Origin of the sequence: Paenibacillus sp. LHD-38 (genome assembly GCF_031157315.1) — a bacterium.
Lineage (GTDB): Bacteria > Bacillota > Bacilli > Paenibacillales > Paenibacillaceae > Pristimantibacillus.
In genome coordinates this window covers 1-15,013 of the sequence record NZ_JAVIFU010000007.1, presented here as the reverse complement: position 1 = coordinate 15,013, position 15,013 = coordinate 1, and the positions used below count along the sequence as shown (strand labels likewise).

The following is a 15,013-nucleotide window of genomic DNA, read 5'->3' as shown; positions in this document are numbered from 1 at the left end:
TCCTTTTCATTCGTGTTTCGTGTCAACCTTCGTTAGTCTCACTGCCATGTACGCTCTCCCCGGAAGCTCGATTCGGAAAGAACCCTCATAAGTACCCGGAAGCTTCTCTATGGACATCATCCAAGTATCGATCACTTCGACCTGGTATCGGATTCCCGGCTTGCGGTTGAATTTCCGGAAACGAGGCTGGTTGAATCCGAAATAATACAAGTAATATTCGTCCTTGATTCCCGCGCAAGGCACATCCCAGTCGGACGGCAGCGGATTGAGCACGCCTCCGGGGCTTTCTTCCGTAATTCCGCGAAGAAAAGCAATCCGATCCGGACTCGTTCCCGTCAGTTTACCGCCTTTGGACCACCATAGAATTTCTTCCGCATTGAGATAGGTTTCGCCATGGCCTACGTATCCCCCGCGAACTGCGCCTTCCCAGAAACGGCGGGTCATCTCTTCTCCGCTGATGTTGCCCCAGCCTTGATCGATATCCCCCTCGTATGCACACTCGTCGATCACGATGGGCTTTTTCCACTTTTCGCGCCATTCGTTCGTTGCCTCCGAGGTTTTGTAGACGTCGATGCGCTGGATACTGCAATGCGTAACCCAGGGCTTGCTATAATCGTAAAAGCTTAGGCAATTATGGTTCGAAATGAGATGGTTGGCCGGGTCGTTTTCTTTGATTAATTTTGCAAACCGCTCCCAATCGTCCTCCTCCTTGGACCACATAAGATCATACTCATTTGCCAGCGACCACCACACGTTGCGGTATGCGGAAAGCCTTGCCGTGATATAGCGAAGATAACGGTCGTCCGCTGCTGGAGGCATTTCCGAATAGCCCCAGCGGTCGTAAGGATGAAACAGAATGAGGTCCGCCTCGATGCCCAGCATGTCCAAATCGGCTATGCGTTTCTCGAGGTGCTCGAAGAATGCTGGATTGGGTCGGGTGTAATCCCAGCCTTCCGCCAAGGATCCTTCGAAGGGATAATAGACCGGTTCGTTCTCGTTGAACAGGTACGATTTTGGAAACACGCACATCCTCATCTTATTGAACGGGGAAGCTTTCAACGTTTCGAGCGTCTGTTCCTCCAATTCGTCCCCTTGGTGAGTCCAGGCGTAACAGGTTGTCCCCACAGGAATGTAAGATGTTCCGTCTGCGTAGGCAAAATGAAAAGTATCCTTCACACGCAGAGGGCCGTGGTTGCCTGGTGAAGGCTCCACGCTCCGGAAGGCTCCTTCAATACCATCGAGCGACCGCGCATTGCTGGATGTACGGAACTTCCAGTCACCATGGATATCCGGCATGAAGCGAATACGGTATATCCCGTCTCCATCGTAGAATCCCCCCATTCGGACGGTCGTGCCGCCTGAACTGAACTCGGCATGAAGGGAAACTTCCGTGAAGGGATTGCCGTGGCTCGGGCCCTTAATTTCGATTTCGTAAACGCCCCATTGTTCGGCCCGGGCAGGCGCCTGAACGACAGCGGAAGCGGACGGGACACCGGAAGGCTCGTAATCTGCGGTCGGAATCATTTCGGGTTCCGGCTCTAGGGTTAACACTTCATAAGGTATATCAGCCAGCTCGGACAGCGTTTCTGCTATCCAATCCGGCTGCGACAGCTCTTCTTGATTGAATTGGTAGTATTGATCCAGGGACAGGCTCTTGAAGAGGGACGTGATATGCGGCGCAGCTGTGTGCAGCGCCGGTATCCGGCGCATGATAACCCCGCGGGCCGCTTCATTTTTGTAGATCGTGCCAATGCGGGTCTTCTCGGTAAAGGTCATGTTCATTGATCTCCCTACTGTTCTGGTTTTTTGCCTTGCTGTGTATAATCATTTTCTATACTATTGCTTTGATTCTCATTCTAAAGAACTATCCGGCAGAACACCCACCAATAATACGACTTTCCGCTTTCGATAATCTGACTTCCTCCCGCATTTCGGCAAGTCGTCAAAACACAAACTCATAGTCGCCATATTGAAAGCTTTGAAGAACGTACTGTTTTATAATGGTAGCAGTTTTAGATATCCGTAAAGGAGTGCCTGCTCATGCGTAAATCAGCAAAAGTAACTGTTCACGCAGATAGAATTCGTTTTCCGGTAAGCCCAACCCTGTACGGTTTATTTTTCGAAGAAATCAGCCATGCCGGAGACGGAGGGATCTACGCGGAGCTGATCCGTAACCGGTCTTTCGAAGATACGTTGGTTCCGGACAGATGCCATGTCGAAAATTGCAAGCTTCATTCTCCGGCCGGCTGGGTCTCGTCTTTTGAACATAGTGATCCCATTCCCGGCTGATATACACAGATTCCAGAAGGATGCGAAGCTGAAATCAAACTCGACGACGCGCTTCCGCTGAACGAAACGAATCCGCTTTCCCTGAGGGTTGAGGCGGCGTCCGTTCCGCACGGCAGAGTGTCCGTCTGCAATACCGGGTTTTGGGGCATTCCCGTTCGGTCCGGGGAGACGTACAACCTTTCATTTTATGGGAAGAAAGCCGACGGATTTCAGGGAGATCTCGAGATCACCCTGGAAGACCGTTCGGGAAACATTTATGCCTCTGGCTCGGTTACTTTAACCTCCGGTGAATGGCGGAAGTATGAATTGACGCTGGAAAGCGACCGGGATGACGCCGAGGCGATACTCGCGTTCTCCACCCGATCAGCGGGAACGTTCTGGCTGGAGCTCGTTTCCTTGTTCCCAGCGACCACCTTCCTTCATAGAAAGAACGGGCTGCGTCCCGATTTGGTCGGCATGCTTCAGCAGCTTAAGCCTTCCTTCCTGCGGTTCCCCGGAGGCTGCTTCGTGGAAGGGTTCTCAGTCGAGACCGCATACAGGTGGAAAAAAACGATAGGAGACCTATCCGAAAGGACCTCTCATTGGACGTTGTGGCAGTACCGCACGACGAACGGCCTCGGCTATCACGAGTATCTACAAATGGCCGAAGATATGGGATTGGACATGATGTTCGTGGTGAATTGCGGGTTGACCTGCCAGGGCAGGCCCGGTGAAATGATCCCGATGGAGGATCTGTCCGAATGGGTGCAGGATATGCTTGACGCCATCGAATACGCGAACGGGCCGGTCGCCGGCTATTGGGGTTCCTTGCGTGCCAAGAACGGCCATCCCGAACCTTTTGGACTGAAATACCTGGAGATCGGCAACGAAAATTTCGGACCTGAGTATAACCTCAGATACCGGGTTTTCTATGAAGCCGTAAAAGAGAAATATCCGGAAATCGTGACCATATGGAACACGCATTGGGAAGTGGGGACGGAGACGAAGGGGTTGCCGGTTGAGATCATGGATGAGCACTTCTACGCGGATAACGATTTCTATCAGCAATATCATGACATGTATGACCATTATGACCGCAATGGACCCAAGATTTATGTCGGGGAATATGCGATGATCGTCGACAACAAGAGCGGCACCCTGCTCGGAGCGCTCAGCGAGGCGGCTTTTATGACGGGCATGGAAAGAAATCAGGATCTGGTCACCATGTCGTCGTATGCTCCGCTATTCGCCAATATTCATCATACCGTATGGGATCCCAGCTTGATCTATTTCGACGGAACGAAAGTGTACGGCACGCCTTCCTTTCACATTCAGAAGATGTTCGGCAAGCATCGCGGAAAGTACGTGGTAGATAGCTATGTCGCTACAGAAAGCCGTCCGGCCGACCTTTACGGAGGCTTGGGCGTCGAGGAGAAGGCGCTTGACCGGATTCAGGATCTCGTCGTAAGCAACGGCAGCGAAACCCTGCTGCACCTGAACCGCTTATCCGGCAGTCAGCCGCAGTGCAGGGAGTTCCATGGCACGCTGTGGATCGGCGATCCTTCTTGGAGCCAGTATGACGTTTCCGTCAAAGCGATACTAGGTTCGGAAGGAATCCGGCTTCGCCTGTTGGACCGGCATCAGCCGTGGGACAAGCAGAATTATCTATTATGGGAATTGGATCCAGATGGAGAAAGCCGCCTGGTCCGCATCGTCGGCTGGTCCCGCGTCAAATTGGCGCCCAACCGAAAGATCGCCGTCCAGGAAGCGGATTGGCAGCACATGCAGGTGACTATCGTCAATGACACGGTAAAATGTTTCCTAAATGGCGAGCTCATCCAGGAGTACCAGTCGGCGCCGATTCCGTATCTGACATCCGTTTCGACATTGGACCGTACAGCAGGCGAACTGATTATCAAGCTGGTCAATCCGTCTCCTTATCTATTGGAGACGGAAATCCATATTCACGGCGCGGGAAACGTTCCGGTGCAAGGCATACAAACGGTACTGACCTCCGGGAATCCGAATGACGCGAATACGATCGACCGGCCTGAATCGGTGTCGCCCAAGGAATCGGATTTCAGATGCGATGACGGCGTTTATCCGCTGCCGCCGTACGCCGCCGCGATCCTCCGCATCAAAATATAAACAATGTCCCCCAACAGGTGACGAAGGCCTTGCGTTCGTTATTACTTTTGGGGGACACCGGAGAGAATATTCTTTACAAAAAACACCCCGCGATCCTCTGATCGCGGGGTGTTTACACTTAGCCGTTCAAAAAAATATCTATCCTTATATCCAGTTATTGCACGTTGTTTTCTACCGCCCACTGATCGAGCTGCTTCTGCTTCTCGGCTATGATCTTATCGAGGCCGGCAGATTTCAGCTTGCTGATGAATTCATCCAGCTTGGCGGGATCGATCGTTCCCGACTCCAGACCAGCCTTGTATTGGTTGTTTACGTTGGCTACCGCAGCGATCTCGGTCTTCACAGGAGAAGAATCGAACGAGAAGCCGAGCGCTTTGGAGAAGGTTGACGAATTGTTGAACGCCTTCGTCTGCTCCCAAATATCCGGCGCCGTGCCTTCCCATACTTTAGCCAGCGCGTTGTTGCCTACTTGCCATTGGTTGAAGACGTAGTTGCTTCCGCCTTCCGGCGCTTTGATCTGTCCGTTGCCGGCATCTACGTAATGCTTACCTTCGACGCCGTTGGCGATCAGATTAGCGATGTCCTTGTCAGTATAGAGCAGGTTCAGCAGCTGTGCTGCGCGATCCGGATCCTGTGTATTTTTGGGGATCGACATCATGAATCCCGTACCGGAGTCGGAAGTGGAAATCGGGGGCACGAATCGGGCAGCCACCATTTCATATCCGTTAATCGTTTTCTCCTGGGATTCGAAGCCTGGTTTCATGTTGGACAGGTAGCTGAAGCCTTTGCCCGCTTTCACCAGACTATTATTGCCTTCCTGCGTCGTTGCGGCATCCGGCATGGTGTATCCAGCCTGATACCACTTGCGGGCAAGCTGCAGTGCGTCCTTATACATTTGCTGTTCGTAGAGGTTCACGACTTTCAGATCCTGATTGTCGACGATTAGGACACCTGGCGTATCACCGAGCGTATCGATGTAACCGCGCACGATTTCAGCCCCAATCCCCAAAGTTTGGGAGCGCTGAACCAGCGGATACATCCCCGGCTCGTTCTCTTTGATCTTCTGGAAGATCGGATCAAGATCCGCATACGTTTTTACATTATCGAACGTCAGGCCATACTTGTCCATCAGGTCTTTTCTGGCCACGAAACCGTGGTCGGCCGCCGTATCACGCACGCTCGGCACGCCATAGCTCTTGCCTCCGACTTTCGTTGCGTTGAAAATAGCCAGTTCCATCGTATCTTTAATGGTTGGAGCATGTTTCTCCACAAGCTCGTCGATCGGCAGCAGCTGTCCTTTGGCTACCTGCGAGCTGAAGTTGAAGAAAGAAGAAGTAACAAGAAGATCCAGAGGCTCATTGCCTGCAAGCAGCAGGTTGACTTGCTGTACCCACGCGCCAATGTCGATCGGCATCAATTTGACCGTTGCGTTAATTTTTTCTTTAGTAATTTTGCTGATTTGTTCCTCAACGAGAGCGACTTCATTCATATTCCCGAGTCCGATGAACGCTATCGTCAACTCCAGTTCTTTCTCGTTAGATGAGGAAGTGGCTGCTGCGCCGTCATTGGCAGCCGGATCGGAAGAACCGGCATTATTGCCCGTATTGTTCGATGCTGAGCAAGCGGAAACGAGCAGTGACAGGATTAGCAGAACAGAGAGCAGAAGTGTTACGGCTTTTGACTTTCTTGGCATGTATTTTCCCCCTAGATTATGTTGGCACTGCAGCTGTAATCTATACCAACCGGGCGCAAAGGCCCGGAACTGGCTTATCCTGGTATTAACCCTTGACCGCCCCGATGGTGAGGCCTTTGACGAAATATTTCTGGAAGAACGGATAAATTAGGATCAGCGGCAGGATTCCGATAACGGCCATTGCCATCCGCACGGAGTTCATCGGCGGGTTGGCCGCCATCTGTTGTCCGCCCAGATTGTTCTGCTGGAGGAATTGGATGTTAACCAGCATCCGGTTGAGCAGGTTCTGGATACTGAACAGTTTTGGCTCCGTGATATAGATGAGGCCGTTGAACCAGTCGTTCCAGTAGTTGATCGTCAGCATGAGGCCGATCGTCGCTAGTATCGGCAGCGACAGCGGCAGCACCATCCGGTAGAAAATCTTGAACTCCGTAGCTCCGTCGATATAAGCCGACTCGATAATCTGGACCGGAATCGAATTGGCGAAAAAAGTCCGAATCAGCAGAATGAAGAAACCATTGGTGAGCAGTCCGGGAATAATCAGGGCCATCAGCGTATTCTTCATGTGGAAAACTTCGGTATAAATCAGGTACGTCGGCACAAGGCCTCCGTTGAACAGGAGCGTGAAGAACACCAGAAAGCTTAGGATGCTGCGCATCGGCAAATCCCGCCGGGATAACGGATAAGCAAGCAAGGCGCTGATCAGCAGTCCTACGAAAGTGCCGATGATCGTGATCAGGATAGTGATCCCGTAGGAGTTGAACATTGCCGCCTTCTGTATCCAGAGGTACGAATAAGCATCCAGGCTGAACTCGCTTGGCCAGAACGAATATCCGTTACTTACGATCGCGCTTTCCTCCGTGAACGAGGACATGATAAGAAGTACGAATGGAAACAGGCACAGCACTACAAGAATGATGAATATCGCATGGACGACGGTCTGGTTCATATCGTTGGTTTTCATAGTCATTTTCCCTCTTTCCGCTTAGAACAAGGCGTTTTCTTTGTTGTGTCGGCTGACGATGTAGTTGGACAGCAGGACCAGGATAAATCCGACCAAGGATTGGTACAGACCGGCTGCGGATGACATTCCGATATCCCCGAGCGTCATGAGGCCGCGGTAAACGTAAGTGTCGATAACGTCCGTAACCGGCTGCAGCGGACCGGAGTTGAGCGGCACTTGGTAGAACAAGCCGAAATCTGAGTAGAAAATGCGCCCAATCGCCAGCAGCGTCATGATCGTAATGGTAGGCGCAATGAGCGGTACCGTAATGGTGCGGATCTGCTGCCATTTCGTCGCTCCGTCGATCGTCGCCGCTTCGTAATACTCGTGGTCGATGCCGATGATCGCTGCCAGGAAGATGACGCACAGGTATCCGGTAGACTTCCAGACCTGAACGATGGTTAGGATGTAAGGCCAGTATTTCGGTTCGAAGTACCAGGATATCGGCTCGATTCCGAACATCGGAAGCAGATTCAGGTTCAGGTAACCGCTCTCAGCGCTTAGCATTGAGAGTACTAGATAACCTACGATAACCATAGAAATCAGAAATGGAAGAAGAATGACGCTTTGATAGAAACGGGCCGAGAGCTTGCTTCTTACCTCATTGAGCAGAATCGCAACCGCGATGGCCATTACCGTATTAAGAATAATGAATGATACGTTATAAAGAATGGTGTTGCGGGTGATGATGAAAGCATCTGCCGTCTTGAACAGATACTCGAAGTTTTTGAACCCCACCCAATCGCTGCCGAGTATGCCCTTGGCATAGTTGATGTCCTTAAAGGCGATGACGACTCCGAACATTGGCAGGTAATTGTTGATAATGAGGTAAGCGATCCCTGGAACCATCATCAAAAATAATGCCCGGTAACGCTTGAGCTTCTTGAAAAACGGAGTCCATCCTGTTTGTACCATCTGCTGTCCCCTTCTTTCTTGCTGTTGTTATATTCTCATTCTAAGGGACAGGACATCGTGCCGCTTACCAAAAAAACGACTTCCCACTTTCAAAATTCCGACCATCTCCGGGTCCATAAAAGATAAAAGCCGATTCCGCTGGTACGGAATCGGCTCAAAGCTTAATTTTGCTGCGTCCGCTTGCGATAATCCACCGGGTTCACTCCTGTTGCTTTCTTGAAGATCGTCGAGAAGTAGGACAAATTCGAGTACCCGGAAGCGACCGCTATGTCGCTGACCGATTGACCGGTATTGGCGAGCAGCTCCTTCGCATATTCGATCCTGCTTTGCTGAAGGAAGTCCGAAAGCGACATTCCCGTCTCTTTCTTGAAGATTCGCGACAAGTAGTCCGGATTGAGATAAACATGTCTAGCGATGTCTTCCCGAGATAAGTCCTGCTGTCCGATCTGGTCCGCAATAAAACGTTTAGCTTTGTCCACGACGGATAAGTTTTCTTCTATGGCATGAATGTGGTTCATCGCGACTTCGATGACATACCTTACCCACTCCTGCAGGGATGCCAGCGAGCGAAGCACGGATTCCGGCTTGTCCGTCAGCAGATTTTGCGCGAATACCTGATTAGCCTGCAGACCTTTCGACTGAAGGACGAAAAATATCATCTGGAGGAAGTCCTGGTAGAAGGCATGCAGGGCTTGCGCATCGACAGAGCCGTCGAAAGCTTTCCATGACTCCAAATACTTCGACACCTGTTCCGACAGCTTATCCCGTGCACCCTGCTTCATCCATTCCGCCCATCCGGCGAGAGGTGCCGGATCCAGCCTTGACCCTTTTTTCTTGGACTCACTAAGGATGAACGTCCGGTTGATCTGGGTCACGTTATTCTCGTCAAGCTGTTGAAGGGAGCGCAGCATGCCGACCAATTCGTAAAGCGGCACGCGATCGCCGACGTAACAGCTGATATCGCAATACAAATACTGATTGCAATTGCGGATGAACGCATCGCAATGCTCACGTGTTTCCGCCTCGTTCACAGGCAATTCCAAAGGAATCACGGTCAGAAAAGAACCGTTAGCTGCCGGAATGACCGCCGCGCCGGGTGTTGTTTCCATGGCTTCCTGCAGCACGTTGCGAAGGGCATATTCCATGATTCGCTGATCCCGTTCGGACAGCTCTTTGTGCCAGCGCTGGACGCGGGTGTAGACGGTCAGAAAACGGATGTTTTCGGAATACGCGAGTCCAGCTTTCCGCAAGTGCCCGCAGAGCGCTTCCGGATTTGAAGGGATTTTCCGCTGAATCAGGTCTTGCCAGAAAAGCTCTGCCACGACCGGCTGATGCGATTCCCATAGCTGCCTGTAATGATGATGGGTTTCCTCGAAGGAACGCAGCTCCCTGGCTTTGGCCATCTTGTCGAACGCCTTGCCGATCACCGATTCAAGCTCCGAATAATCAACGGGCTTCAGTAAGTAATCGAAGCTGTCGAGTTGAATGGCTTGTTTGGCGAATTGAAAATCCGAATGGCAAGTCAGGAAAATGGTCTCGGTATCGGGATAATGCTCCTTGACCCAAGCGGCCAACTCCAATCCAGACCCTTGAGGCATTTCGATATCACAAACCATCAAATGCACGGACTGGGAACGGAAAACTTCCTGTGCCTGCTTCAAACTATGCGCCGTATACACAGATCCTACATTCAGGCGGTCCCAATGAACGCCTGCCTGCAGTCCTCTCACCGCGTGGACTTCATCGTCAACAAGCAACGCATGATACATGAATCATCACCTCAAGGATCTTTTGTCTTTATGGGAATGGAAATCCGCACAACGGCTCCCGATTCGTTCTCGTTATAGAAACCAATATCCGCCTGGTCTTCATACAGCAAGCGAAGCCTGCGCCTAGCGTTCCAAATCCCGATCTGTTCCCCTGTCTCGTTGACTGGTTCTCCCTCATACGCAAGCCGCTGGAGTACCTCCTTCGGAAACCCGGGACCCGTGTCCTTAATGTGAATGACAAGGCGCGAATCTCCCCCGGTCTCTTCTATGCAGACTTCAACCGATATAAGGATCAGCTCCTCCATGTTGACCGCGTATTTGATTGTGTTCTCCACCATGGTCTGAACGATCAAAGGCGGAACATCCGTATCGAGCAGATGATCGGGCATCTCGACATGGTATTGGAAGATATCCGGGAATCGAAGCTGCTGGATCCTCAGATAGTTTGCCGTGTGGGCAAGCTCGTCCCTAAGCGCCACAAAATAGGAATTGCTTCGGAACATGAACCGGAAGTAGGACACCAGACATTTGGTCATTTCCTGGATCAGTGCAAAATCCCTTACTGTCGCCAGATTATAAATGATATTGAGCGAATTCAAAAAAAAGTGAGGATTAATCTGAAGCTGCAGATGGCGCAGCTCCGCTCGTTGATGGTTTAATTTTTCCTCATACACGTTAATTTTAAGATCGTGAATCTCGGTGATCATGCGGTTGAACGTTTCGTTTACAATTTCGAACTCCGTTGAGGTCGGCACCTGCTCCATCCTGGAATCCCAGTTGCCGTCCCGAAGCTTCCGCATAGCAATGACGATCCGCTTGACCGGATTCAGGAATACTCTTCTCATCATAAAGATGAAGAGAAAGAGAAATAGGACGGCTGCCAGCGAGATGAAAGATGAGATCCGCTGCAGATAGGGAAGCTTCTGAAGAATCGTGCTGTCGGGCACTGCAACCACTAAATTAAATTTGCCCTGCGTGGAAGGCTCACCCATCACGAGATACTGATCCTTGCCTTCCCCTGTGATGGTATAGGATTCTTCTGGGAATTCCAAGTCGATTTCCTTATCCTGAATTAGGTTCTTATGGCTGATAGGCTCGTCGTTGTCCGTCGTAATAAGCGCAACCCCGGATTTGCCCAGATCAATCAGATTGAGCGGCACCATCAATTTATCGCTGCTCATCCATGCCCCCATATACACATTGCCGGACTTCAATAGATGGAACAAGTAATAATCGTTCTTGCCTTCCCAGAGATGCCAGCGTGCGTAATCGATTGAATTGGCGTTAAGTTTAATCATTTCCAGCATTTCGTTCCGCGCCGACTCGCGTGCTTCAAAAGTATCTAACGAGTTTTGAATCACGATCAGGTCGCGGTTGATCTCGGAATAGACGAAAAATGAATCCAGAATTGGATAGTAGCCGAGATCTTCACGAATCATATTAAATAGGGTAATTTTTGCGATGTTATAGCGATCCTCGTCCATCTCTTTGGGAAATTCGAGATCAAGCACGTTCAAATCGCTCTCCAACGTATTAGCCAGGTATTTGTCCACTTCTTCGAGATTGCGGTCGATCTGGTCCTTATACAGACTCAACATATTTTTGTTAGATTGCGCCACCTGGTTTCGGACTACGTCGACGGAATAGTAATTATTGACGATAAGAACGGTAACCAGAGGAATGAAAATAACGAGAACGGCGGCAAAAAATTTGAAGCGGAGTGAGTTGACTACTGGTTTGATCCTGAGCAATGCCGCCGTTCCTCCTTTATTACGGTTGACTTTCCTTGTATTATATCTTTTCTTTTTCATTCGCGATACAAGCCAAAGGATGGGAGACGTCTCCGCCTTTACTCACGGATCTGGGAGAGCTCACGGCTGATGGCCTCATATTGCTCTTTAGATATGGCAGTACCCATGGGGCTATTCGCTGCCGCTGCTAGAGGCAGGTTGGCAAAATGATTCAAATTACCGGAAAAACCCGGCGCATGGCGGTCTAGGATTTGTTTGGCCGTTTCCCATTGAACGACTTCGCTTAGCCGCATGTCAGGCGTGTAAATCCGGTAAGTAGAATCCGTCCTAGCGTATGTGAACACGTAACGGCCCGATCCGGTTTCTACCCGGACTCCTTCTGCTTCTTGTGTGATGGACAATATTCCTTCGTCCTTTATGCTGCCCTTTACCTCGCCTGCATGCGCTCCGCGCAGCAGGATCGACGCGGCTGCGTTGGCTGGAACGACGGCCTCGACACGGATTTGCCCGTCATGAAACGTCCATCCGGCTTCCACAGTCCCGTACATCGATTCATACGACGCCCGTGCATGGCTCAGCCTTCCGCCTGTGAAGTCGGGCTCGATCCGGACTTTCTTGTAGCCCGGCTGTTCCGCATCCGGCGAAAGACCGGCTATTTTGCGGTACATCCATTCGCCCACCGCCCCATAGGCGTAGTGGTTGAAGGAATTCATGTCATCGCTCCAGAACGAGCCGTCCGGCTTAATCCCGTCCCAGTGCTCCCAAATCGTGGTCGCTCCCTTGGAAACGGAATAGAGCCAGGAAGGATACGTTTTCTGTAGAAGAAGCTTAACCGCCGTTTCATGGTATCCGTTATCCGAGAGCGCGAAGCAAAGATAAGGCGTACCAACGAAACCGGTGGTCAGGTGATAGTTGTTTTCCACGATCATTTCGTTCAGATCGCGCGCGATTCTTGCGCGGTCCTTCGACTCAGCAAGATCGAAGACAAGAGCCAGCACATGGGCGGTTTGCGTTCGAGCGGCGACCCTCCCGTTCGGCGTGATGAATTCATCGCGGTACGCCGCAGCGATCCGCTCGGCCAACGCCCCGTAATAAGCGGCGTCCTCCTCGAAGCCAAGCACTTTGGCGGCATCCCGTATAATTCGCGTGGAAAGTGCGAAATATGCCGCCGTTACCATGTGGCTCGGAGTGGCGCCCATATAGCTTCCTTCCTTGGCGTCCAAGGCCAACCAATCTCCGAAATGGAAGCCAGTGTTCCAGATATGCTCGGTGTCGCCCTGGGAGCGGATGTAATCCACCCAACCCTTCATACTGTCGTATTGCTCGGCGAGAATTTGTTCATCAGCCAGGCTCGTGTACATCGCCCATGGAATCACTGTCGCGGCGTCGCCCCAAGCAGCTGACGAATACCCTTGAATAATGTTTGGCACGACGAATGGAACCTGGCCGTCGGCCAGTTGGTCTGCCTTCAGATCACGCAGCCATTTGGTGAAGAACGGTCCGCCGTTGTAGTTGAACAAAGCCGTACCGGCGAATACCTGCGCGTCACCTGTCCAGCCAAGGCGTTCGTCGCGCTGCGGGCAGTCTGTTGGAACGTCGAGGAAGTTACCCCGCTGGCCCCACACGATGTTCCGCTGCAGTTGATTCACCATTTCATCCGAGCATTCGAATGCTCCCGTCTGATCCATATCGGAATGAATCACTTCGCCGGTAAATGCTTCTGGCGGCAATCCCTTCTCTTGACCCGGGTAGCCTTCCACTTTGACATATCGGAATCCTTGGAATGTAAAATGCGGCGCATAGGTTTCGGTTCCTTCGCCTTTGGCAATGAATGTGACCAACTGTTTGGCGGTGCGAATGTTGCCCATGTAGAAGTTGCCTTCTTTGTCCAAAACTTCGGCATGGGTCAGCTTAATTACCGTACCCTCCGGCGCCGAGACGTTAAAGCGGATTCGACCCACCATGTTCTGTCCCATATCCAGCAGGGTATCGCCGGATGGCGTAACGATTACAGCCAGCGGCTTCAGTGTTTGCGTCAAGCGTGTCGAAACATTCTCTTGCGCGACCAAATGCGTGAGCGGCAGCTCCAGACGTTCGGCAGCGCCCCAAGACAAATCGTCGAATCCCGGCTCGCTCCATCCATTTTGCTCCATGCGGGCGTCGTACGTTTCTCCATCATAAATCTCAGAGAAGCGTATCGCTCCCGTCGAGGCTTTCCAAGTTGGATCGGATCCCATCACCTCTTCGGTTCCGTCGTTATATCTAACATACAGCTGTACAAGAACAGCACGGCGATCGCCGTAATGATTGGCCTTGTTCTCCCAGCCCAGCCGTCCTTTGTACCAGCCGTTGGCTACCATGATTCCGATCGTGTTGTCACCCTTCTGAAGCTGCGCCGACACATCGTAGGTCTGATAGGCTTGGCGGGAGCGATAGCTTGTCCATCCTGGCGCAAGCTCGTCGTCTCCGACCTTCTCCCCGTTTAAGTAAAGCTCGTACACGCCGGCAGCGGTTACATAAATGCGCGCCGAAGCGATATCCGTGCCCTTCAGTGAGAACGGCTTACGAAGCAAGAATGCAGGCTCTGCCTGCGGATCAATCGATTCGGAAGAAGGCGTAATCCACTGCGCCACCCATTCCTTCGAGTCGTAGAACGCCGTTTCCCACCACGCCGGCTCGCTCCATTCAGACTCACGCCCGAAATTGTCCCATGCCTTCACCCGGTACAGATACCGGGTACAGGATGAAAGTGAGGGCCCATCATACGGAACCAGAACGTTCTTGTCCGACTCGCAAAGGCCAGAATCCCACAGCGGTTCATCGAAATTCCCGTTCTCCCCGGCCGTCTGGATTCGATAAGCCTTTTGCGAGGTCCCCTGACGGTCGGATTCAATACGCCAGCTCATGCGCGGATGAGTAACATCCGTCCCGAGCAGTTGGCGGCGGTATTCCGCGGTTAGATGAGTTACCTTCAGTTCTGCCATATCAACATTCTCCCTTTCATTTGCCGTAATCAGTCTAATATCCCGATTTTATTTTACCGAATTCCATCCTCCGTCCGCTTTCGGTATAACGACTTTATATTTATGGTTTTCCGACCAAAATGGCCGCCTTTCAATTCGAATGGAGTATAACTCACCCCTACATTCAAAAAAAGCAGCCGCATAGGCTGCGTTCCGTTTACCTTCTTTTCTGGAGAATCCTGTTCGTTATCCTAAACACATGAGCCGTCCAGAAACACATATCGAAATAATGAAAAAAGCCGCTAATATGCGGCTTCCTAAGCGTATATATTTTTGTCATGTAGCGACCCATTTCTCTTGAACGGTCAAAGGTGTTTATAAATCATCAGTAGCGTTGCATAAACGCTAACATGGATATTTATCTGAATTATCTGAAAATAAATACTCGTAGACAAAGGCTAAAAACTCAAGGGGCCTTTAGCTCAGGTAGCTAGTGTCCATTT

Annotated in this window: 9 protein-coding genes; 2 read left to right on the top strand and 7 right to left on the bottom strand. The window is 51.3% G+C overall.

Features of this window, described 5'->3' with window-relative positions; genetic code table 11:
- Positions 1–6 precede the first annotated feature (6 nt).
- On the bottom strand, positions 7–1,776 hold the full coding sequence (locus RCO25_RS07850; protein ID WP_308995588.1) for a DUF5605 domain-containing protein: 1,770 nt from the start codon (positions 1,774–1,776) through the stop codon (positions 7–9).
- 264 nt (positions 1,777–2,040) lie between these two features.
- On the opposite strand from RCO25_RS07850, the gene RCO25_RS07845 reads away from it, so the two are divergent.
- Together RCO25_RS07845 and RCO25_RS07840 are read left to right on the top strand one after the other, a co-directional pair.
- Positions 2,041–2,289 (top strand): hypothetical protein, encoded by a 249-nt coding sequence (locus tag RCO25_RS07845; protein ID WP_308995587.1) that lies wholly within the window; start codon positions 2,041–2,043, stop codon positions 2,287–2,289.
- Positions 2,290–2,406: 117 nt separating this feature from the next.
- Complete coding sequence (locus RCO25_RS07840; protein ID WP_308995586.1) at positions 2,407–4,416, top strand: alpha-L-arabinofuranosidase C-terminal domain-containing protein; 2,010 nt, start codon at positions 2,407–2,409, stop codon at positions 4,414–4,416.
- Positions 4,417–4,570: 154 nt separating this feature from the next.
- Here RCO25_RS07840 and RCO25_RS07835 read toward each other — a convergent pair whose 3' ends face one another.
- The 6 genes from RCO25_RS07835 to RCO25_RS07810 form a co-directional block, all read right to left on the bottom strand.
- A complete protein-coding gene (locus tag RCO25_RS07835; protein WP_308995585.1) occupies positions 4,571–6,109 on the bottom strand; it encodes an ABC transporter substrate-binding protein in 1,539 nt (512 codons plus the stop codon).
- A gap of 85 nt (positions 6,110–6,194) precedes the next feature.
- Positions 6,195–7,073 (bottom strand): carbohydrate ABC transporter permease, encoded by an 879-nt coding sequence (locus RCO25_RS07830; RefSeq protein ID WP_308995584.1) that lies wholly within the window; start codon positions 7,071–7,073, stop codon positions 6,195–6,197.
- A 21-nt stretch (positions 7,074–7,094) separates the two neighbouring features.
- Positions 7,095–8,027, bottom strand: a complete 933-nt coding sequence (locus RCO25_RS07825; protein ID WP_308995583.1) for an ABC transporter permease — start codon at positions 8,025–8,027, stop codon at positions 7,095–7,097.
- A 161-nt stretch (positions 8,028–8,188) separates the two neighbouring features.
- Positions 8,189–9,796, bottom strand: coding sequence for a helix-turn-helix domain-containing protein (locus RCO25_RS07820; RefSeq protein ID WP_308995582.1), 1,608 nt, complete (start codon positions 9,794–9,796; stop codon positions 8,189–8,191).
- An 11-nt stretch (positions 9,797–9,807) separates the two neighbouring features.
- Positions 9,808–11,547 carry a sensor histidine kinase gene (locus RCO25_RS07815; RefSeq protein ID WP_308995581.1) on the bottom strand — a complete coding sequence of 580 codons (1,740 nt, stop codon included), beginning with the start codon at positions 11,545–11,547 and terminating at the stop codon, positions 9,808–9,810.
- A 98-nt stretch (positions 11,548–11,645) separates the two neighbouring features.
- Entirely contained in the window at positions 11,646–14,531 is a 2,886-nt protein-coding gene (locus RCO25_RS07810) for a family 78 glycoside hydrolase catalytic domain (RefSeq protein WP_308995580.1), read from the bottom strand.
- Positions 14,532–15,013 lie beyond the last annotated feature (482 nt).